Below are 21,634 nucleotides of genomic sequence, written 5' to 3'. Positions count from 1 at the left end.
CATGAATAAGAGTCAAGTTTTCCTACTATTTTTACTGTCCGTAGTATTTGGTTTAGCGGCTGTTTTTTTTGCTAAACAATGGATGGAAGATCAAGTACAGCCAACTGTCGAGGTTGAAACTGTGGAGCGTCATCCTGTAGTTGTGGCCTCACAAGAAATTGAAGCTGGAACGATTATTGAAGAGCAATTTCTAACCACGAAGTTGATGGAAGTCGATTGGATTAACGAGAATAACTACTCCGATACTTCAGAGCTCATTGGCAAAGTCGTTGCGAATACCATTTATGCCGGAGAGGTTCTCCACAAAATGCGCTTCACTGTTCCAGGTGAGGGTTCCACGCTAGCGGCATTGATCCCTGAGAATAAGCGAGCGGTAACGATCCGAGTTGATGACGTGATTGGTGTCGCGGGTTTCCTCTTACCAGGGAACAAGGTCGATATTCTAAACACCGTTTCCTATAGCCAAAATTCAGCGTCAACTCGAACAGTATTAAAAGATATTAAGGTGTTAGCTGTAGACCAAACCGCCAGAACTAAAGAAAACAGTCCTATTATCGTGAGAGCTGTGACGTTAGAGGTTTCTCCTCAAGATGCTGAAAAATTACTGACGGCAAAGAGTAAGGGGAGTATTCAACTGACTTTGAGAAACCCTCACGAAGTAGAGAAAAAAGTGGTTCGCCGATACGTACCTAGACCAAGTGTAACCATTATCAAAGGTACTCAAGCATCTAGTGTTCGCGTCAAGGATTGAGGTGAGATATGAAAACAATAATAACGTTTATTCTGAGCCTAATTTGTTTTTCTACATTGAGCTTTGCTGCTCTTCAAACCGGAAAAACAGTTACGGTACCTCATCATAAATCAACGCATGTCGTTTTATCGGGCAAGGCAAGTAAAGTGTCACTCGGTGATCCTGACGTTCTTGATATTGTGATGCTTAAATCTAACGAGCTATTCCTGATAGGCAATAAATTAGGTGCGACCAACCTAATGGCTTGGGATGCTCGAGGGCAGTTGATTGAGTCTATCAATATTGAGGTTACTCATGATCTTAATAGTTTAAAGGCGAAGTTATATGAGTTCCTTCCTGATGAAACTATCGAAGTACATAGTGCGCAAAATCGTTTGTTGTTAAGTGGTCAGGTGAGCAACCAGCAGCAGATGAATGTCGCGATGAGAATTGCAGAAACCTATTCATCTGGGCAAACCGCAGATGAGTCAAAAGAGAGTGGTAGTGAACAAGCTGCGGCGACAGGGGTTATCAACTTGATGTCGATCGGCGGTGCTCAGCAAGTGATGTTAGAGGTCACGGTTGCAGAGGTGCAGAGAAGCTTAGTGCGTAAATTTGATGCGAATTTCCATTTCTTACAAACAAGTGGTTCTGATTTTTCATGGGGTGCATCTTCTGTGCCTGCAGGTGTGTTAGGTGCTACACCGATCTTTGATATTCCCACCTCAACAGATTATGGGATTTTAGGTTCTTTTATCGATAGCAATACATTGTTTACCTTTGCTCTGGATGTTGCAAAGCAGAATGGTGTAGCCAAAGTTTTGGCTGAGCCGAATCTAACCGCGTTAAGTGGTTCAAAAGCTGAATTTTTAGCGGGCGGAGAGTTCCCAATCCCTGTGCCTGATGAAGACGGCATCACCATTGAATACAAAGAATATGGTGTAGGGCTGAAATTCATCCCAACGGTTCTTAGTGATAAAAAAATCAACCTGAACTTGGCTGTTGATGTGAGTGAAATTGCGAATAGTAGCTCGCTAACGATTGATCCTGGTACTACCAACGCGACTTACTTCATTCCACCTGTTACGCGTCGTAGTGCATCTTCAACACTTGAGTTAGCAGATGGCCAGACTATCGGTATTGCAGGTTTACTGAGTGAGAATGTGAGAGATATCAGCAACAAGATGCCAGGCTTTGGTGATGTGCCGATTTTAGGGCAGCTTTTCAACAGCCAAGAGTATGTATCTGGCGAAACCGAACTGGTTATTCTTGTGACTCCAAGGCTTGCCAAGCCAATCGACCGCACGAAAGTGACATTACCAACAGATGCTTTCGTCGACCCTAATGACTTGGAATATTATTTGTTAGGCCGAAGCGCTTACATTGCTGAACCGTCTGAATCCAATTCAGAGCAATCTCAATCAGCACAGGCCGTATCGCCAACCGACGGCGGTAGTGAAGGCTCATTTGGTCATGATTTGTAAGGAGATAGATATGATTAGAATAATGATGGTCTTTCTCGTGATGGTGCTAGTTGGCTGTGCTAATGATGCCCGTTTGGGGCATTCAGTAGCACTAGTGAAAACAGAACAAACATATAACCCTAATGCGACCCAAGAGAATCTACTCGAAGTACCGGACGGTACAGGGGAGCGGATGCAGGCTGGTTACGACCGATATGTGGGCAGAGGTGAAAATGATCTGTCCGGAAGCAGTAGTAGCCAGATCCTAGAAGAGTTTAACTAAATCTGGAGGTACTCACATGTTGTATCGAGTATCACAAAGCCCCAAAAAGCAACAAGGCTTAGTCGTAGGCATGATTACAGCCGCTTTGTTGGTTTTTTTAGCTGTCTCAGCGTTAGCTGTCGATATCAACCATATGGTTGTGAATAAAACGCGGTTACAAAATGCAGTCGATTCTGCTGCGCTAGCTGCCGCAACTATTTTAGACAATAGTAAGGATAAAGATGCCGTAGATGCAGAGGTTGGCACAGCATTAAATGCTATGGCAGCCGCCACAGGTAATCATGAATTTGATTTTAGTACGGCTTCTGTAAACATTGATTATTCAAATGATCCTAAGGATTTTACAGGAACAGCAACGTTCGGTGCAGATGATGATGTTTATGTGCGTGTTCGTGTCGATTCCTTGGATATGGATGAGTTTTTCATTCAAATGTTTGGATTAGAAAAAACCGTTTCGGCGAGTGCGGTTGCTGGCCCTAGTTCTGGTCAGGTCGTTGTTAATAATGTTGTGCCAATTGGTGTGTGTATTGGTGATGGCACGTCGGATAATGATGTCTCACCAGAAGATGGATACCATGATGTTACTGGTGAGGAAATAACCAGTGTTTTTGGTTATGAAGTTGGCACTGTTCATGCGTTAAAGGTAGGCGACAGTAGCTTATCTGAAATGGGGAACGGTAATTACCACCTTCTTGATTTTGGGTCCGGTGGTAAAACGGTAAAAGAAGGTTTAGGCGGCAGTTATGATCAGCCGGTTAAAATTGGTGAAGACATTACAACGAAGCCGGGTGGCACGGTAGGTCCGACTGGTGATGGTCTAAATACTCGTTTTGGTGATTATGGCGGCGGTTTATCAGCCTCTGATTACCCTTCAGATTATGTAACAACGGAGCCTACAGACGAAATAACAATTGATGCGAGTACTGGTGAAATCGATTTTGATGGCACTTACAGTTATGCACAATATGAGGCTGACACCAATGCATGTATTGCTAGTGGTGGTAGCGGTTGTGCGTCTAATGGTGTCGCATGGCGTCGGATTTTAGCCATACCTATGGTGGATTGTTCAGGTAAAAGTGGTGGTGCCACTGACTTTACAGTGAACAAAGTTGGTTGCTTCTTTTTGTTACAAAAAGCGCCGACAAATAATTCAGGAACACCTGCCGTATTTGGTGAATTCATTCACTCCTGCAGTGTGACAGGTGGGGCTGGTAGTTCGACCTCTACAACAGAAGGGACTTATAGGATTGTTTTGTATAAGGACCCTGATAGTGGGGAGTCTTGATTATGAAACGGTTAAGTAAATTACAAAGTGGCTTTGCAGCTGTAGAGGTGGTACTTGCCACACCCGTATTGCTGTTCTTTATGGTCTTGGTGCTTGAGTTCGGAAATATACTGATTCATTACAATGTTATCTCTAAGTCCGTGCAAAACGGAGCGCGTTATGCGGTTAGTGAGGTTTATGGGACTGTTGGTGGCACGATAGCCCCAACGTCGGAAATTCAGAATGTGGTGGTCTATGGCAAAAACAGTGTAGGCACGGCAGTACTATCGTCATTAACTACTGCAGATGTCACTGTTTCTCAACCGTCTGGTGATAGCTATGTACGGGTGAGTGTTACCTATGATTATGTACCGCATTTTTTATCTATCCCTTTTACGACAGAGAGTTTTGCCATTCCATTAAGTGTTACTTCGGTTATGAGGGTGCTGTGATGAAAAGGCTAAAAGGACGGATTAAAGGGCTAGCGATTATCGAGTTTACCTTAGTGTCATGGCTAATCTTTCTTTTGATTTTTCTGATATTGGCATTTGGTGCTTATATATTTTCACTACAAATGGTCAGTGAAGCGACAAGGAAAGCGGCGAGGTTAGCGACGGTATGTTACGTCTTAGATAGAGATAATATCGGTGCATTGGTGGTGGATGAGATCCCACTTGTTGGGTTTTCTGGTGCTAATTTAGAAGTGGCTTATCTTGATGCTAGTGGAGGGGAGATAGCATCAGATTTCGAAGATAACTTCGATGATATTAAGTTTGTACGTGCCAGAGCGACCGGCTACGGCATTCAGTTTATTAGCAACCTAAGTTTCTTAGGTAACAATGGTTTTCTTGCTGCCCCTGCATTCGAAACAATTTTACCTGCTGAAAGTTTAGGGGTTGTTAGGGCAGATTCTGACATTAAGAATCGATGTCCCGAAGTCATCTAGTACAGGAGTTTGATGTATGGGGGAAGCAATTCAAATAACGCCTAATGAGGGTGACATTATGCGTTTGAGAACAAACTTAAAGGTTTGGTTAATATACAGCACTGAGGCTTTTCATTCGCACATGAGTCACGAATTGAAGAAGTGCCGGAATGTGCATGTGACGGCTTTTTCACTCGCGGCAATGAGTGAGGAATATCTAAAAAGTGCTGATGTTCCTGAGCTTATTTTTGTCGAGGCCAATGGGAACTGGGCTCAAAAAATGGTTGAACTACAAGGGTATGATCTGTCACTTGAGGACGAGAATCTATCTTTAGTGGTGCTGGGAGATGAAAGTGATAATGGGGCGTTAAAGATAGCACTTCGCTTAGGGGCATCTGATTTCTTGTCGCACAATGTCATGCTCCCTGATTTACTCCCTCTGTTGAAAAAGACCGCGGCAGAAAAACTTGAAAACTCGAATTATGGTGAGTTTATTTTGTTTTTGAATACGAAAGGGGGAATGGGAGCGACGACTCTGGCCTTGAACACTGCCATTGAAATGGCCAGTCAACACCCTAATGAAGTGCTTTTGCTCGATATTGACCTTCAATTTGGGGTTATTCCTGATTACTTAAACATTGTTCCTACCTACAGTGTTTCTGATGCAATTAATAGTGCCAACGATCTGGACGAAATATCTTTAGGCACTTTGGTCAATAAGCATGAATCTGGTCTTCATGTTCTAAGTTTCAAGCATGAAAACAATGCTGATGATTTCGAACAGGCACAGAAAATAGGCAGACTACTTCCTATATTGCGCCGTTTTTATCCTTATGTGGTGATCGACCTCTCGAGAGGGTTAGATCATGTATTTGCGTCTGCTATATCACCAGCAACTAAAGTGCTTCTGGTTTTACAGCAGAGCTTAGTGTCAGTAAAAAACACAAGCAGATTAATTAGGTCTCTGAAGTTTGAGTACGGCTTACAAAGCGACGCAATAGAGGTAATCCTTAATCGTTACGAAAAGCGACATTCTATAAAGTTAAAAGACATTGAGCAGGCGGTGGGCAATCACGACATCCACCTAATGCCTAATGATTTTAAAGTAGCACTAGAGAGTGCCAATTTGGGGCAACCGTTAGTTCAGTCGAGAAAGAAAAGCTCAATTACTCGCTCTATCATCGATTTGTCTCATGTTCTTTCACCACCAGAGCAAGAAGAAAAAGGCTGGTTGAAAAAGTGGTTTTCATAACGAGTAGATGAATAGTGAACACGAGGGATTGTGATGTTCTTTAAACGAAAAAATATAAACCCAGAGTTTGAAAAAAGAGTAGAACAAATTTCGCATGACTCAGAAGATGCCAACCCTGTTGAGCGTTTATCAAGTGTTGATACCTCTAGTCATTCTCGAAATTTGGAAGCTAATGTAGAAAAAGAAAAGGCGATTGATGAAGCTCGAAAAATGCTGGAACAAGAGTTATCAATCAAACATTTCTTTCATAAGCAGCTGCTTGAAACCCTAGATTTAGGGTTACTTTCAAGCTTGGAGAAAGAGCGCGCTAAGCTTGATTTACATGAAGCCATTTTACAACTAATGGCGGAGGATGGGAGTCATGCTCTGAGTGCTGAAGGGCGAAAACGGGTTATAAAGCAGATAGAGGATGAGGTTTTTGGCCTTGGGCCGTTGGAGCCTTTACTCGCTGATCAAACCGTTTCAGATATATTGGTCAACGGCCCTAAAAGCGTTTATGTCGAGCGAAGAGGTAAACTTGAAAAGACGCCATATACTTTTCTTGATGATCGCCACTTAAGAAATATCATCGACCGCATCGTAAGCCAGGTTGGGCGCCGAATCGATGAAGCATCGCCTATGGTTGATACCCGTTTAGTCGATGGTTCTCGTGTGAACGCTATTATCCCTCCTCTTGCACTTGATGGTCCTTCCGTTTCTATCCGCCGTTTTGCAGTTGATCGTTTAACGATGGATAACCTAATTGACTACAATTCAGTTTCGCCTCAAATGGCTAAATTTGTTGAAGCTGCTGTTAAAGGCGAACTCAACATATTGATTTCTGGTGGTACTGGTTCGGGAAAAACGACCACGTTAAATATCTTCTCTGGCTTTATCCCACGAGATCAACGAATCATCACCATCGAAGATTCAGCCGAACTTCAACTTCAACAACCACATGTAATTCGTCTAGAAACGCGTCCTGCGAACTTAGAAGGTAAAGGAGAGATCAGCCAGCGTGAACTCGTAAAAAATACCCTGCGTATGCGACCAGACCGCATTGTAGTAGGGGAGGTTCGTGGTAGCGAAGCGGTCGATATGTTGGCCGCAATGAATACGGGTCATGATGGCTCACTCGCGACAATACATGCGAACACCCCTCGTGATGCCTTAAGCCGAGTTGAGAATATGTTCTCAATGGCTGGGTGGAATATTTCGACTAAAAACTTAAGAGCTCAAATTGCTTCAGCTATTCACTTGGTAGTTCAAATGGAACGTCAAGAAGATGGTAAGCGCCGTATGGTCAGTATCCAAGAGATCAATGGCATGGAAGGTGAGGTAATTACGATGTCGGAAATCTTCCGATTCCAACGTAAAGGTATTGATGAAGAGGGCAATATCCTCGGTTACTACACCGCAACGGGTGTGGTACCTCAATATCATGACCAGCTAGTTAAGCGTGGTCTTGACCTGCCTTTCGAACTCTTTACTGAAACTCACAGTTAAGGAGAGATTATGGATAACGTAAGTGTTTCATTAGCACTATTGTTCATCGCGGTACTGTTTATTTCCCAAGCACTATTGCTACCTGCTGCGGGGAAAAAAGCGAAGCATAAAGAGTTATCTCGCCGCTTAAAAGAGACGCAGCGTAATATTGATGAAGAGAGTTTGTCTTTGTTAAAAGAACACTATAACAAAGACTTATCCCCAATCGATCGCAAGCTTATTGTGGTCCCTTATTTTGCTAGCTTGAAAAAAATGTTGGAGTTGGCTGGCATCAGAGTCGCACTAAGTCGCTTCTTGTCGATTGTTACTCTTTGCGGACTTGCGCTGACTTTGATAGCTATCATGACAAATCAAGTGTGGTTTATCTGTGTTGCAGCTTTCATATTTGTTTGGGTTGTCGCCTACCTATATGTGCAGAATCGAGTGACTTATCGAATGGCTCGGTTTGAAGAGCAGCTCCCTGAGGCTTTAGACATCATCCGCCGAGCATTACAAGCCGGGCAGCCGCTTGTGCAGTCCTTTAATGAAGTTGGTGAAGAACTACCAGATCCGATAGGCACTGAATTTAAGAACACGTATAACCTACTAAATTATGGTTATGACCTGCGTTTGGCTATTTTGCAAATGGCTGAACGCGTACCAACGGTTTCAATGCTGGCCTTCTCTAGTGCTGTGATGCTGCAAAAAGAGACTGGGGGCAATTTGTCTGAGAACCTACAAAAAGTATCAGAAGTACTCAGAGCTCGCTTTAAGTTAGAGAGAAAAGTGAAGACGCTCTCGGCTGAAAGTCGACTATCGGCATGGATATTAACACTGTCTCCTTTTGGGCTGTTCTTTGCTTTGAGAGTTGCCAGCCCTGAATACATTGAGCCTCTTTACCAAGATCCTAGGGGCCTATCAATGGTTAGTGTGGGTATAGTGCTGCTGGCTGTTGGAGCCTTATGGATCAAAAAGATCATTAGCATAGAGATATAAGCCATGGACCTATTAAATATTGAAGTGTGGGAGCAGATGTTAGCTGACTTTGGAGTGAGCTCTCAGATGGTTATCTATGCGATGATTCTGCTCACTACTATTTTGTTAACACTAACGCTAGGGTTCCTATTTTTAGGTGCCCGCTCCCCCTTAGATAAAAAACTTAGACAGATATCTGAAGACGGGCAGGTTAGAGGCAAAAAGCCCTATGACTTCTCTAATACGTTAGAGTCATTAAGTCCTTTTCTTAGTAAAGGGAAAAAAAAAGACAATGAAACCTACTCAGAAAAGCTGATGCACGCAGGATTTCATGAGAAGAATGCTTTGTCTGTTTTCTACGCGTTAAAAGTGCTGTCGAGCTTAGTAGGAGTGATCGCCGCTTTTATGGTTTATTACATCTCCTTGGGTGGTAGTTACAACAATTTATTGATTATGACGTGTGTTTTTCTTGGAACGTTTACACCTAATATTGTGCTAAATAAGCTGCAAAAAGAGCGCCAGAAGAAAATTAGAAACGGAGTGCCTGATGCACTTGATCTTCTTGTTGTGTGTACTGAGTCAGGGTTGGGCTTTAATGCGGCCCTTGGGCGTGTTGCGTCCGAACTGTACGTCTCTCAACCAGAGCTTGCAGATGAATTAGATACGGTTTTTGCCAAGATACAAGCGGGGGTAACCATGCCAGATGCGCTTAGACAGTTCATCGAGCGAACTGGTCTTGTTGAGCTTGAAGGCTTGGTATCTTTGCTTTCTCATGCCTCCAGAATGGGTGGGAGTTTAGCGCAAACGCTGCGTGATTATACGGAAGATTTTCGAGATAAACGCCAGCAAGCAGCAGAAGAGGTGGCAGCGAAAATACCCACTAAAATGTTATTTCCTATGCTGATTTTTATTTGGCCTTGTTTTTTCATTGTTGCACTTGGCCCTGGACTACTTATCGTAATGGACGCATTGAGTGCGCCGGGAGCAAGTTTATGATGTTATACAATAAGTTCCTTCTACTTTTCTTACCAATACTACTACTTGGTTGTGCATCATCAGATGAACCAAAGAATCAATTTGATGCAGAACTGTATTCGGGTAAACCGATAGATACGTTAACGAATGATGACCCTCCTTTGAGTGAGAAAGAAGCGATCATGCGTGGTGACGTAGCATTAAGAGACAACAACATCGATCTAGCCTTGTACGAATACATCCGCTCACTGTCTTTTCCTGAGCAAGAGTTTCACGACAAAACGCTCTTTACCATAGGTAAAATCCATTCATCCCGTGGCAACGCGGCGCTTGCCGAGAAAGCGTATTTGGCTGCCTTAGATTTCAATCCAGCACATACCGAGGTACTGGAGGAGTTAGGCGTATTGTATACGAAGCAGCGACGAACGGATGAAGGTCGAAGTTATTTCTTTAAAGCGATTAATGCCGACCAAGTCCGTTTGAAAAGCAGTGAAACGATTAAAAACCACCAAGCATTAAGCCAAAGTGAAGTGGCTAGCTTGAAGGTTGATAGTATGTCTCCTGCATCGGCATATATGGGGATTGGTGTGTTAGAAGATGTTGATGGTAAGCATCAGATAGCTCAAGAGTACTTCAAAAAGTCACTGCAGATAGACAAAAACTCATTCAAAGCTTTGTTGAATATGGGTTACTCCCATTATATGTACGGCAATTACAAAGAAGCGTACCAGTACACGCGTTCAGCTCTAGAGTTAGAGCCAAATAGCGAGAAGGCCCAAAATAATCTCGCCCTAATCTATCTGGCTTCCGGTGATGTTGAGAAAGCCACTAATATGTTCATGCGACATATGGATACACCTGAAGCGTTGAATAATGTAGGTTATTTCCTAATATTACAAGGCAAGCCTGATGAGGCGGTTCCTTATCTGCAGCAAGCAATAGACAAGAAACCATCGTACTACAGAGTTGCGAACGAAAACTTGAACAGGGCATTAGCGGAAGTGAGAGAGATGGAGCAATAGTCATTTAAAATTTGGCTCAATGAAAAGGATATTCATGTCGCCTAAAAGTGAGAGTTTTAACAAAGACACCATTGTCATCTCTGTCATCTGGTTAGTTTGTGCCACTGTAATCTTTATTTACAAATGGGAGAGTGTTTCAGCCCTTAACCTGAATGACAATGACGACTATATGCGTTTCGTTCAATTTCAGGATTGGATGGCAACTGGTCATTGGTATTTAGAGCCAATGAGTAATTTTAATGCTGCTGATGGCATTGTTATTCATTGGTCTCGTTTCCCTGATCTAATTCTGTCGCTTGTTGCCTTTCCATTGTTGTTTATCGTCGATGATCACCTTGCTTATACAATATCCATCTCTCTTGTCCCCCTGCTTTACTTGCTACTTTTTTCGCTGTCATGCTTTTACCTAGCTGACCACTTCTTCGGTGCCAAATATCGCTTTATTAGCATGATGTTTGCGATTTCTTCGCCTTCAATTATCCATTTTTTACCCGGTTCTATTGATCATCATAATATTCAGCTGGTCTTCGCGGCCCTATTTCTAGCTTTAACGCCATTGAATCCTGGGCAGTTGCGTCATGCGTGGCGTGTTTATGCGCAATCTATCTTGCTTTCTCTATCTTTATGGACGGGGCTTGATAATGTTTTGTTATTCATGTTTTTTTCGCGATTTACACCGTGTATTCCGGCCTTGTTCGCCATGAGTGGTTTGGCTATATCTCTAAGTTGTATGCGTGTTCCGCTCTGTTTGGGATTTGTGCGGTTTTATTAAATCGCCCTTACGATGAGTTTTTTGATTTTAAGTACGACGAAATATCATTTGTTCTCATCATCCTTTTCTTTTGTGGTTGGCTTTTCGTTAATGTTTATCACCGATTAATGAGTGAAGATAAAAGTTGGCTGCAAAAGGTTTTACTGTTCGTATCGCTTGCCGTTTTATTCTTTATACCAGTTGCAGTGCTTTATCCATCACTTAGCAGTGCATTGTTAATTGATTACCCTCCGATACTTAAAGTGTATTGGTTAGACCAAGTGACAGAAGCGAAATCGATCGTTAGATACGTCACAAGTCATGGTTTTTTCTCGATAGAGAATTACGCTTTGCTAGTGATTCCTGCCACGTTATATCCGCTGTTTAAGAACAAAAACGACCACTGCACAATTTTGTATCTCATCTTTCTGTTCAATTTAGCCCTTGCGATCTTTTGGCAGATTAGAGTCATGAGGTTGTGTTTTGTGCTAGCGGCTCCCCTGCAAGCATATGTTGTCCTTCAGTTAGCAGATTACATCCGTTCCTCGATCATAAAAGCGACCGTTATTATTTCTGGAGCACCATTAGCGGTCGCCTTTGTCATTCTGGCGTTGTCGCCAACCGAAGAAATTACAACTACTCTTGATAAAGAAGAGAAATCATTGAATATCTATAAGGTTTTAAAAGATAACGATATAAATTCGCACACCATACTCTCAGGGATAGAAACGGGGGCTCCAGTGTTGGCAAAGACGGATAATCGAATTATTGCTGCTCCTTACCATAGAAATATTGTTGGGAACCAATTTCTTATTGAAGTGATGCTAGAGGAAGATCTGAGCTTAGCCGAAAGAAAAATCATAGAGAAAAGCATCGATATCATTGTTATTGGTAATGATCCGCATTTGGCGATTTTAAAGGACTCGGCGAGCGAGGAGGCACTTATCAATAAGCTGTACAGCTCAGAGACGCCAACTTGGTTAGATGTTGTGTACGACAATATTGAAAATGGGTACCGAGTATTTCGAGTCAGGGAGAGTTCATGAAGAATCAAACCATTGCCGTGTTACTCCCGTGCTATAACGAAGCCGGAGCTGTTGGAAAAACGGTGGCTGATTTTCAACGCGCATTACCCAGTGCGACTATCTATGTGTATGACAATAATTCTACAGACGGTACGGTCAAAGAGGCGCTGCAAGCGGGCGCTGTTGTGCGCCATGAATATCGTCAGGGCAAAGGTGAAGTCGTGCGACGGATGTTCTCAGATATTGATGCCGACATTTACATCATGGCAGATGGTGATGACACCTACGATGCCTCCATTAGCCCTACACTTATTGAACAACTAACAGCTCGATATGATCATTGGCAGTCGAGAGCGCTCTTCTGAGGCTTATCCTGCAGGACATATTTTTGGTAATAAGATGTTTTCGACCCTGATAAATAAAGGCTTCAATGCCCAATTGAATGACGTTTTCTCTGGATATCGAGTGATGAGTCGCCGCTTTGTAAAAACGGTTCCTATTTTCAGTGATGGGTTTCAAATCGAGACAGAACTAACCGTACATGCACTGCACCATAATATGTCGATCAAAGAAGCCCCCACCCATTACCACTCAATGCCTGAAGGCACTGCGAGTAAGCTGAATACATTGAGTGACGGGATAAAAATCCTCAACTTTATTCTGTTCCTGTTACGAGACGTAAAGCCGATGTTTTTTTTCGGTGCTCTGTCGATGTTGCTTTGCTTTATCTCATTAGGGTTAGGGATTCCAGTTATTATCGACTTTATTGATACCGGGCTTGTTGAAAGAGTCCCGACAGCTATTTTGTCTAGTTCGATTGCACTTATCGCAGTGATGTCTTTTTTTTGCGGTTTGATACTCGACAATGCGTCACGTGGTAGGCGAGAGATGAGGATTCTCTCGATATTAAGAAGTCACGATCATAAGCCATCTCAGTAGGATTTAGGAATGAGAACAAACAAGGATGAAGATAAAGAGTGGCTCGAATATTTGTCCCGTTTCAGTGATGAATATGACGAGCGAGTCTACGAAAGCAGTACAACAGGCTATGTGATGAGGGCTGGTCATATAGCGTGTGAGAAGCCTTTCAGTAACAAGGAGCATTTCTCGAAGGTACTAGAAGTGGGCTCAGGAACGGGTGAACACTTGAGACATGTTCAGCATAGTTTTGACGAGTATACGGTCAGTGATGGTGATTCAGCCGTACTTGAAGTGGCAAAAAAGCAACTCAGTAACACGAGTAATTATGACAAGCTCGTTTTTAATGTAACGAATGCACGAGCGTTAGACTTTGAAAGTAACAGTTTTGATCGTGTTATTGCGACACATATATTGGAACACCTTTATGAGCCTCATCTTGTGATTAAAGAATGGCTTAGGGTATTAAAGCCGGGCGGCACTTTGTCCATTTTGATTCCTACAGACCCAGGTATTGCATGGAAAGTTGGCCGTTATATGACGACAAGAAAACTTGGTGTGAAAAAGGGGTGGAACTACGATTACATTATGGCGAGAGAGCACGTTAACCCCTGCAATAATTTGATCGCCTTTTTAAAGTATTACCTCCCTGATAATAAACACTCTTTTTGGCCACTAAGCCCAATCCCGCTCATTGATTGTAATTTGTTTTTTAACTTCCATGGAATCAAACCTGCTAGTTAAAGGCTAGGCGGTTCCTGCCGTTCAGTCGTAAGCAAGAAGTTAGCTATTCACTAACTTCTTGCTTTGGTTGGCTTTTTAGTGAACAAAGCCAGTCATAGCGCCGAATAGCATAAATGTTCCGACAAGCCCTACGATTGGCATCTTGACCGTTTTCAATAGCCACACACCTACGATGATCAGAGCGAAGTCTAAACCGCCACTCACTGCACTTGTGAAGATTGGCTGATACAGAGCCGCAAGTAGTAATCCGACTACGGCTGCATTCACACCGGTAAGTGCACCAGCAACTAATGGTTTACTTGCAATTGCCTGCCAGTTTTTCAATACACCCAGTAGCAATAAGAAGCCCGGTAAAAACACGGCGATTGTCGCTAACAAAGCGCCAGTAATTGGTGCCGATGGCATTAATACATAGCCTAGGTATGTCGCTAAGGTAAACATAGGACCAGGTACAGCCTGTGCGGCAGCATAGCCGGTTAGGAACGCATCTTGGGATAGTTGGTCACCAATACCATTCTGCAACAATGGAAGTACCACATGACCACCACCGAATACTAAGCTGCCAGCTTGATAGAACAGCCCAAATACCTCAATACCTTGAGAGTATGCACTGAACAGAGGAAGGCCAACCAACAGCGCAACGAAAATAACGAGCGGTGTTATGGAGATCTTGTGTGTTGATGGAACGGTTTTGATGTCTTGTGAGGTCAAAAACTTGCTGCCAATAATTGCGGAAAATAGAAGTACCAAGATTTGCGGCCAGATCCCTGGAAGCAACAGAAGAACTACGGCAGTCATGATACATAAAGCGGTCGCGACTTTCGATTGGCAAAAGTTTTTGTACATGCCAAATGCGGCATCAGCAACCACCACAACTGCAAGCAACTTCAAACCGTGAATGATTGAATTGAATAGAGGCGCTTCCAATAGCTGATTGCTCACCAAAGCTAAGATCAACATTAAGATGACAGATGGGGAAGTAAAGCCGATAAACGCAGCAATCGCCCCCGTTAAGCCACCTCTTTTGTAACCAACCGCAAAGCCAACTTGGCTTGAACCTGGGCCGGGTAGAAATTGACTAAGCGCGACAATTTGCCCGTACTCCTCATCAGATAGCCAGTTAAGTTTCTCAACAAAGGTTTTACGGAAGTAGCCAATATGCGCTGCTGGTCCACCAAAGCTAATCCAGCCAAGCCAGAAAAAGGTTTTAAAAATTGAAAGCATGATCGATTCCAGATAAATGTTTAGCGTAATTTATGGTGACTTGCACTATGATTCAAATTAATTGTTTTAATTATAACTATTAATGAAATGGGTTTGCTGGGTGGCTGATTTTAACTGGAAAGGTATCGACCTTAACTTATTGATAGCGCTGCAAGCGTTGTACAAAACGAACAGTGTAAGCAAAGCTGCTGAGCGCTGTTATGTCAGTCAGTCTGCGATGAGCCATAGCCTTCAGCGGCTTAGAAAGTTGTTTGATGACCCTCTGTTTGAGCGAGTAGGGAGCAAGATGGAGGCGACGGAGAGAGCGATTGAGTTATCTAGCACTGTCGATGCTTTGCTCAATACCATTCAATCTGAAGTACTACTTTCTAAATCGTTTGATGCAACAACGTACAAAGGTAGTTGGAAGATCGGTCTTACCGATTATGCCGAGCAGATGTTTGCTCCTGTGTTGTTTGACCTCATTAAACAGTCTTCTCCTGATTCTCAAATTGCTTTGTTCAACGTAAACCGTGGTAACTATCAGCGAGTATTTGAAGATTCTAAGCTTGATATGGCGATCGGTAGCTTTGGTGAAGTGTCTAAGTTATACAAAACCAAGCACTTGTACACAGAACAGCATGTCTGCTTGCTAGACAATTCAGTGTTGTCGCTCGAAGAACCCATGTCTTTAGAGCAATTTGCATCTGTTGGGCATGCTTTGGTTTCTCCTGCTGGAGTAATAAAAACGGGAGTCGACAGTCGCCTAGCTGAACTTGGTTTAAGCCGAAAAGTAGTTATTGCTTCGAGTAACTTTTTAACGGTAAAGCGCTTAATTCGTGGCAGAGAGCTGCTCTGTATTGTTCCTAAGCTGGTGGCTCGTAATGACACTGAGGATGAAGAAGCATTGTTAGCTGTCAAGCCACCGATAGATGTACCGGATTTTGATATACAGCTTGTCTATAGAAAAGCGAAGCATTTAGATGATAAAAATAAGCTACTTAGAAGATTGATTACTGAGGCTGTGTCGTCTGTGATTGCTGAGTAATTTTTTGTATTGGGAGATAACCACACTTTTTCTAATTATTTAAGGAAAAATCAGGTTAATAATAAGAATCCGACTATACTTAATTTACGACTCAAAGCAGTCGTAAAGAATAGGCTTTTTGATTTACCTAAGTAAAAAAATTGGTTATATCCATATGATATAGCTTAAAAAACTGCCAGGCTAAATGGATTTAGTTGGTCTAAAAAGCGCTAGCTCCCCCTAGCGCTTTTTCTTTTGCATCATTCAAGTTTACTCACGTATCTTCAATCACTTAAAGCGAGAAACGAGTCCATTTTTTTGCTCGCCAGCGATACGCCATAATGATGCCTCGGAACCATTCATCCATCGCGATCGCCATCCAAGCACCAAGCACACCATAACCCCAGTGCACACCGAGCAAATAGCTCATGGCAACCCCAATGCCCCACATGCTGAGGATGCCCATTTTTACTGGGAACTTAATATCGCCAGCGGCTTTCAAGCATGAGATGAAGATAAGGTTAAACACTCGCCCAGCTTCGAGAATGATTGATCCTGCAATCAGCCCTGCCGCCAATGCGATGATCTCAGGATCTTGTGTGAACAGGTCGAGAATCTCATAACGGAATAGGTAAACCACACAGGTGATCGTGGTTGAGGCGATGAAGCCCACTACAAAGTAGCGCTGAACGCGTGACGTGATTTCATCGATCCATCCCTTACCAATGTAATAACCGGTTTGTATTTGGCTACCTTGACCAATGGCTAAAGCAAAGGCAAACGAGAGACGTGCGATGTTCTGAGCGTAGGTAAAGGCCGCCAGTGATGATGTGCCCATTTGAACGACAAAAAAGGTAATGCTGATCTGTGCCATGTTGTAAGAGAGTACTTCACCCGCGTTCATCGAGCCGATCTTCATTATCTTCTGATAGATAGACTTCGGTACCGATTTAAACTGTTTCACGGGTAGGTCTATGCCTTTACTTCTGACAACACCAATCAAGATAAGCATGCCAATCACTTGGCTCGTTACGGTTGCAATGGCTACCCCTTGAACGCCGTATACCGGTAAGCCAAAAGGTTGGTAGAGCGCGCAGTAGTTGCCGAAGATATTAATAACACCAGCAATCATATTGATGACCATTGGAGATTTAGAGTAACCATGACTGCGAAGGATAGTGGTAAGCACCATACCAATTGTGACGTTGAAAGTGAGGGCACCACTGATGAACAAGTACTCTTGTGCGTACTGTTCAACCTGAGCTTCAAGCTGATAGAGCGGAATAAAGTACTCTGCGCCTAACACCGCGAAAATACTCAGCAATACACCGGTAATGATGGCCAATATGATGCTGGCAACGCCGACTTGCGCGCTTTCTTGATTGCGTGAGGCGCCATTGTATTGGGCAATGAGGATTCCAGTACCACTGCTGACCATGGTCGATACGATGATTAGGAAAAAGGATATCTGAGAGATAACACCAACAGCAGACACGGCTTTGTCTGAGTATCCAGATAACATGAATACATCACTGGTGTTTAGTGCAGTTCGAAGCAGTACTTCGATAAAAATTGGCCAAGTGAGCGCAACGATTCCCATGCGTTTGTTTAGGGTGGAATCAGCATTAGGCATTTAGGTTTTCTCAAAAAAAGGGAAGGCGAGACTATAGTTTAGTGGTTATTGGGTAAACGACTATCAAATTAATGTCCGGATTACGAATAAGGGTAAAGATATTTTGAATAAACCCGTATTGCCCACATTCTAGCTCTTTGTTGTGAAACTTATTCGCGTGTTTCATGGTGTGATTCGACCGGATTTCAGCCACTAAAAAGTAGCAATAAGAGCTCAATGAACAGGAATGAGAGTAAAAGGATCATAGTAGGCAGAATGCTCTTATACCTTACTTTTCATGCTGATTGAGAAGTGAAAAAAAAAGGCACTCAGCGAGATACTGAGTGCCAAAGCCTGAAATTTATGAGGTTATCTTTTCATTGAATTCCAGAAGACAGGTATAGGTTTTAATTTACTCTGCGTCAGTAAAGAAATCGTTGTATAGCATGTACAAGTGAGCTGCACTCCAAGAGAAGTTTGGCGCACCTTGCTGGTCACCGTTCAATGGGTTGTAGTTCTCACGGATTGGGCCGTCTTGCACCAAGCCATCGGCGTGGTCGAAGAAAGCGCCTGCCATTTCAATCGCATCATCACGGTAGCCGTAGCTGTCCATACCTTTAAGACCGAAGTAGAACTGGTCTACCCATACACGTCCACGCCAGTAAATATCTGGGCCAAATGCTGGGCTAGATAGCGCTGCAGTGCCCAGTGGTACGTACGTGTTGAACTCTGACGTATCTTTCATCACAGAGACCACTGCATCCGCGTGTGCTTGGGTTGCTGCGCCATTGAACAGTGGTGACCAACCTTCTGGGCCTTTGCCACGTTCGACAATCGGTTTACCTGCACAGCCATTGGCTAACGGCTTATCTTCAATACGGATGTCGTAGTAGAAGTTCGTGCTTTCATCGAACATACAGGTGTTGATGTAGTTCGATAGGTGCTCAGCCTTTTCACGGAACTCTTTCGCTTCTGCATCTTTACCAAGAATGTCAGCCATTTCCGCTAGGTACTTGTTATCGCTGTACATGTAGCTTGCTTGGTCAACGGACTCTTGTAGCAGTGAGTAGCCTAACAGGGTGCCATCTTCTGCGCGGTTTTGGGCGAATTCAACATCCCAGTCACTGCGCTTGCCGCCGTTGGCAACGTAGGCGTCTAGCTGGTCTTTATCGATGAAACCAAAGGCTGCCGCATCATCACGACCTGATTCCCAAGACGCAGCGGTTTGAGCTGGGCTCTCGATGTAGTCATAGTTGCCTTCTGCAATCACTTTATCCAGCGCTGCTTGACCTACGACGGTTTCGTGTTTGTCGCCACGAACCACAGTGAAGTACATTTCGCCTTCTGGTGTGTTGTGTGCTTTGTCTCGTGCTGCGCCGTATTCTGGAACGCCATTGCCATTGTTGTCGCGGTTGCGTAGCCACCAGTCGTGGTATGCCACTAGTTTTGGATACATCTCTTCTAGCCAAGCTTCATCGCTGGTGGTCTTGTAAACTTCCATTACCGCCCATGCTGCTAAACTTGGCTTGGTGTTACGTTCGTTCCAGTTACCGCCGTCACCGCCACGCTCTGGGCTTAGGTTGTAAGCCAATAGATCTGGCACGTAACCTTCATCCCAAGGGCGAACCGGATCGTCAGCTTGAATTTGGTAGGCAAACATTGCGCGGATGTTGTCTTTCGCTACGTCTGGGTTGAAGTGCGCCATCGCGTAAGCTTGTTTCCATGTATCCCATGGCCATGTTTGGTTGCCAGAGAACCAACGCGCCGTTACCGAAGGTGTTACAGAGTCAAACTCCATCGCACCGGCTGCGCCACGCCAGTTACCGTTTAAGGTTTCCATCGCTTTTACCGCAACACGCTCTTGCTCAGGCGTCGCATTCGGGTTGGTTAACCCCATCTCTAGGTAACCTTCCCAGCGCGCTTCAGATGCCGCTAAGAAATCGGTAGGGTTTGCCATGATCTTTTTGATCTCAGGCTGTTCCGCTTTTGCTTCTTCTGCCGTTAACACGTGTGAGTATGTGGTGTAGATGGTGGTTGATTCTTCAATGCTTGCAGTTGAAGTAAACGTTAAGCCATCGACCTTGGTTTGGGTTGGAATCGACTTATGAACTTGGTACTCAGACTCACCTGAGGTCAGTAGATCCCACGTTGAACGCACCTTACCGAAAGTGACCGTTAGGCCGTCATCGGTTGCAACGATTTGGCGATTGTAGTCAGGGTATGTCTCGGCAATGGTTTTATCGGTTTGCGCTACGCCTTCTTTCGCGTGTGTTTTTTCAAGCAGTTCACCGTCCCACACTAACTCAACTGGCGAGTCAGTAGTGATTTTAGTCTCCAGTAGAGAGGTACGGTTAGAAGCAAAACGCAGCGTCATCTCAACTGTTACATCGTCAGATATTAGCGTCTGAATCAATGCGCCCGGTAGGCTGTAAGCTTCCATCGTGAATTCGACTTTCTTGCCATCTTTGTACACGCTTAGGCGGTCAAAGTTATCAGCCATGAAGTTAATGTATTCTTCAGTAAGCAGCGCAGTTCCCGGGAAGCCACCCATGCCTTCAGCCGTGTCTGGTAACAGGTGACCGTGCCATGCACCTAGGTCGAAGAACGGGTTAAAGCGTTGATGGTCATCGAAGTCATAGTCACGCATGTATTCTGGTGAGCCAGTGCGGTCGATAACGTTCTTAAATTGGTTTGCTTGAAGCTCTTCAGAGCCTGTATTTGATGCGCAACCAGTAACAACAAGTGCTGCGCCAATAGCGATAGCTGCGAATGATTTGTTCAGTTTCATAATGAGTTCCTGTTATTACCAGTAGAAGTATTGCATTGCGAACACTTGTGCGTCGCCAATTTCAGTGTCGCTACCTACGCCAAAGCGGCTATCGAAAGCGGTCGCAAATGCACCGTTTCCGTATTCGTACCAAACACCTGCGTTGATGTAAGAAGTGATCTCTTTTTCGCCGTTATCGCCATCAAAGTTTGCGTAGTTGTAGGCTGCTGATAGGTAAACGCCTTGTGCTGCTTCGTACCAAGCGCTGGTTTGAATACCAGACTCGCTGCCGAAAGACTCTTGATTGCCTTTGTCGGTGTCGTGCCAAACACGAGTAGCAAAGTTCTTGTACTCAGCCCCCAATAGTAGAAGTTCGCCACCGTCGTTATTACGAACTTCACCGCCGCCCATTAGCGTTAGGTCGTCAGTCAGGTCGTATTGGACATAACCGTTGACCATGGCATTTTTATCTTTCCATTGGTCTGCGAAGTTGTCGTATTTACCAAAGTGAATCAGCGCATCGTCTTCAGAGAAGTCAGATTCTGGAGCGAAGGAAACGCTGTAGCGTAGCTTGCCTTCTAGGTTTTGGATCTTCACACCAACGTGTACGTCACGAGTGTTTGAGATCGCGTAGCCGTACTCTACCGTTGGGTCACCCCACCATTGAACGTCATCCAGAGATGAGTCCATACGACCGACAATAAATTCTGTTTTTGCATCAGTGCGGTAACCAGCATAGAAGCGGTTAAAACCACCTTCTAAGCCGCCCCAACCGTGGCCAGTAGCCCATGCATTGCCTTCGTCATCGGCTTGAACTGTCCAGCCTTCCATGTAAGCAAGACCAAACCAATTACCATGCTCGATAGCCAAGCCTGCTTCAATGTAAGTACCGTCTGCGTAGCGGCCTTTGTCGTCACCTTCTAGGGCAACATGACCACCAAGGCCAAGTTCACCATAGAAGTCAAAAAGTGTTTCTGATTCTGTTTTAGGGGGCTGAGTGTCGCTGTGGTTAGCAGCGGTTTCATTAGCGTGGGCATTCGCCGTTAGAGCTGCAAGAATACAACTTGTAATAAGAGTGGTTTTAGTAAAACTACGTTTCATTTTATTCACTTCTGTTTCGGGTTGATAAATGAAGCTTCGTAGGCTGTTCTGACTTCTAATATGGGGTGCTCTTCAAGGCGTATACGGTCAGCTCACTAACGATCGCAAAACCGATATTAATGATTATTTTCGT

General features: G+C 44.0%; 17 protein-coding genes and 2 pseudogenes. 15 read left to right on the top strand and 4 right to left on the bottom strand.

From position 1 onward, the window contains the following. The first annotated feature begins 1 nt into the window (after position 1). The 14 genes and pseudogenes from cpaB (at position 2) to L1D55_RS03810 (ending at position 13,791) form a co-directional block, all read left to right on the top strand. On the top strand, positions 2-751 hold the full coding sequence (gene cpaB / locus L1D55_RS03875) for a Flp pilus assembly protein CpaB (protein WP_239916570.1): 750 nt from the start codon (positions 2-4) through the stop codon (positions 749-751). An 8-nt stretch (positions 752-759) separates the two neighbouring features. Then, a complete protein-coding gene (locus tag L1D55_RS03870; protein ID WP_239916569.1) occupies positions 760-2,214 on the top strand; it encodes a type II and III secretion system protein family protein in 1,455 nt (484 codons plus the stop codon). Then, on the top strand, positions 2,204-2,476 hold the full coding sequence (locus L1D55_RS03865; RefSeq protein ID WP_239916568.1) for a hypothetical protein: 273 nt from the start codon (positions 2,204-2,206) through the stop codon (positions 2,474-2,476). Before L1D55_RS03870 ends, L1D55_RS03865 begins: the two co-directional genes overlap by 11 nt. A gap of 16 nt (positions 2,477-2,492) precedes the next feature. Continuing rightward, a complete protein-coding gene (locus L1D55_RS03860; RefSeq protein ID WP_239916567.1) occupies positions 2,493-3,761 on the top strand; it encodes a Tad domain-containing protein in 1,269 nt (422 codons plus the stop codon). Positions 3,762-3,763: 2 nt separating this feature from the next. Further along, complete coding sequence (locus L1D55_RS03855; protein WP_128159556.1) at positions 3,764-4,192, top strand: TadE/TadG family type IV pilus assembly protein; 429 nt, start codon at positions 3,764-3,766, stop codon at positions 4,190-4,192. After that, complete coding sequence (locus L1D55_RS03850) at positions 4,189-4,686, top strand: TadE/TadG family type IV pilus assembly protein (RefSeq protein WP_239916566.1); 498 nt, start codon at positions 4,189-4,191, stop codon at positions 4,684-4,686. The genes L1D55_RS03855 and L1D55_RS03850 overlap by 4 nt, the downstream gene beginning before the upstream one ends. 16 nt (positions 4,687-4,702) lie before the next feature. Further along, the gene (locus tag L1D55_RS03845; protein ID WP_239916565.1) at positions 4,703-5,917 is read left to right on the top strand and encodes an AAA family ATPase; all 1,215 of its coding nucleotides are present in this window, start codon (positions 4,703-4,705) and stop codon (positions 5,915-5,917) included. 33 nt (positions 5,918-5,950) lie between these two features. Continuing rightward, a complete protein-coding gene (locus L1D55_RS03840) occupies positions 5,951-7,402 on the top strand; it encodes a CpaF family protein (RefSeq protein ID WP_239916564.1) in 1,452 nt (483 codons plus the stop codon). Between the two features lie 9 nt (positions 7,403-7,411). Then, the gene (locus tag L1D55_RS03835; protein ID WP_239916563.1) at positions 7,412-8,377 is read left to right on the top strand and encodes a type II secretion system F family protein; all 966 of its coding nucleotides are present in this window, start codon (positions 7,412-7,414) and stop codon (positions 8,375-8,377) included. A gap of 3 nt (positions 8,378-8,380) precedes the next feature. Further along, the gene (locus tag L1D55_RS03830) at positions 8,381-9,352 is read left to right on the top strand and encodes a type II secretion system F family protein (RefSeq protein ID WP_239916562.1); all 972 of its coding nucleotides are present in this window, start codon (positions 8,381-8,383) and stop codon (positions 9,350-9,352) included. After that, positions 9,349-10,353 (top strand): tetratricopeptide repeat protein, encoded by a 1,005-nt coding sequence (locus L1D55_RS03825; RefSeq protein ID WP_239916561.1) that lies wholly within the window; start codon positions 9,349-9,351, stop codon positions 10,351-10,353. Before L1D55_RS03830 ends, L1D55_RS03825 begins: the two co-directional genes overlap by 4 nt. A 34-nt stretch (positions 10,354-10,387) precedes the next feature. Next, positions 10,388-12,150: pseudogene (locus L1D55_RS03820) on the top strand (hypothetical protein). Continuing rightward, positions 12,147-13,068, top strand: a pseudogene (locus tag L1D55_RS03815) (glycosyltransferase family 2 protein). Before L1D55_RS03820 ends, L1D55_RS03815 begins: the two co-directional pseudogenes overlap by 4 nt. Positions 13,069-13,077: 9 nt before the next feature. Further along, positions 13,078-13,791 (top strand): class I SAM-dependent methyltransferase, encoded by a 714-nt coding sequence (locus L1D55_RS03810; RefSeq protein WP_239916560.1) that lies wholly within the window; start codon positions 13,078-13,080, stop codon positions 13,789-13,791. Positions 13,792-13,866: 75 nt separating this feature from the next. Here L1D55_RS03810 and chrA read toward each other — a convergent pair whose 3' ends face one another. Continuing rightward, positions 13,867-15,015 carry a chromate efflux transporter gene (chrA, locus tag L1D55_RS03805; protein WP_239916559.1) on the bottom strand — a complete coding sequence of 383 codons (1,149 nt, stop codon included), beginning with the start codon at positions 15,013-15,015 and terminating at the stop codon, positions 13,867-13,869. Positions 15,016-15,115: 100 nt separating this feature from the next. On the opposite strand from chrA, the gene L1D55_RS03800 reads away from it, so the two are divergent. Beyond that, entirely contained in the window at positions 15,116-16,042 is a 927-nt protein-coding gene (locus L1D55_RS03800; protein ID WP_239916558.1) for a LysR family transcriptional regulator, read from the top strand. Between the two features lie 271 nt (positions 16,043-16,313). On the opposite strand, the gene L1D55_RS03795 is transcribed toward L1D55_RS03800, so the two are convergent. The 3 genes from L1D55_RS03795 to ygjJ form a co-directional block, all read right to left on the bottom strand. Further along, positions 16,314-17,654, bottom strand: coding sequence for an MATE family efflux transporter (locus tag L1D55_RS03795; RefSeq protein WP_239916557.1), 1,341 nt, complete (start codon positions 17,652-17,654; stop codon positions 16,314-16,316). Between the two features lie 391 nt (positions 17,655-18,045). Beyond that, a complete protein-coding gene (gene ygjK / locus L1D55_RS03790; RefSeq protein ID WP_239916556.1) occupies positions 18,046-20,421 on the bottom strand; it encodes an alpha-glucosidase in 2,376 nt (791 codons plus the stop codon). 15 nt (positions 20,422-20,436) lie between these two features. Further along, positions 20,437-21,501, bottom strand: coding sequence for a protein YgjJ (gene ygjJ / locus L1D55_RS03785; RefSeq protein ID WP_239916555.1), 1,065 nt, complete (start codon positions 21,499-21,501; stop codon positions 20,437-20,439). Positions 21,502-21,634: the final 133 nt, after the last annotated feature.

The organism is Vibrio sp. Isolate22, assembly GCF_022398115.1.
In the GTDB taxonomy this organism is placed as follows: Bacteria; Pseudomonadota; Gammaproteobacteria; order Enterobacterales; family Vibrionaceae; genus Vibrio.
This window is presented reverse-complemented; position numbering and strand designations above follow the sequence as displayed.

Coding starts and splice junctions, on each gene's coding strand:
- cpaB (WP_239916570.1), top strand. CDS start 2: ATGAATAAGAGTCAAGTTTTCCTACTATTTTTACTGTCCGTAGTATTT.
- L1D55_RS03870 (WP_239916569.1), top strand. CDS start 760: ATGAAAACAATAATAACGTTTATTCTGAGCCTAATTTGTTTTTCTACA.
- L1D55_RS03865 (WP_239916568.1), top strand. CDS start 2,204: ATGATTTGTAAGGAGATAGATATGATTAGAATAATGATGGTCTTTCTC.
- L1D55_RS03860 (WP_239916567.1), top strand. CDS start 2,493: ATGTTGTATCGAGTATCACAAAGCCCCAAAAAGCAACAAGGCTTAGTC.
- L1D55_RS03855 (WP_128159556.1), top strand. CDS start 3,764: ATGAAACGGTTAAGTAAATTACAAAGTGGCTTTGCAGCTGTAGAGGTG.
- L1D55_RS03845 (WP_239916565.1), top strand. CDS start 4,703: ATGGGGGAAGCAATTCAAATAACGCCTAATGAGGGTGACATTATGCGT.
- L1D55_RS03840 (WP_239916564.1), top strand. CDS start 5,951: ATGTTCTTTAAACGAAAAAATATAAACCCAGAGTTTGAAAAAAGAGTA.
- L1D55_RS03835 (WP_239916563.1), top strand. CDS start 7,412: ATGGATAACGTAAGTGTTTCATTAGCACTATTGTTCATCGCGGTACTG.
- L1D55_RS03830 (WP_239916562.1), top strand. CDS start 8,381: ATGGACCTATTAAATATTGAAGTGTGGGAGCAGATGTTAGCTGACTTT.
- L1D55_RS03825 (WP_239916561.1), top strand. CDS start 9,349: ATGATGTTATACAATAAGTTCCTTCTACTTTTCTTACCAATACTACTA.
- L1D55_RS03810 (WP_239916560.1), top strand. CDS start 13,078: ATGAGAACAAACAAGGATGAAGATAAAGAGTGGCTCGAATATTTGTCC.
- chrA (WP_239916559.1), bottom strand. CDS start 15,015: ATGCTTTCAATTTTTAAAACCTTTTTCTGGCTTGGCTGGATTAGCTTT.
- L1D55_RS03795 (WP_239916557.1), bottom strand. CDS start 17,654: ATGCCTAATGCTGATTCCACCCTAAACAAACGCATGGGAATCGTTGCG.
- ygjK (WP_239916556.1), bottom strand. CDS start 20,421: ATGAAACTGAACAAATCATTCGCAGCTATCGCTATTGGCGCAGCACTT.
- ygjJ (WP_239916555.1), bottom strand. CDS start 21,501: ATGAAACGTAGTTTTACTAAAACCACTCTTATTACAAGTTGTATTCTT.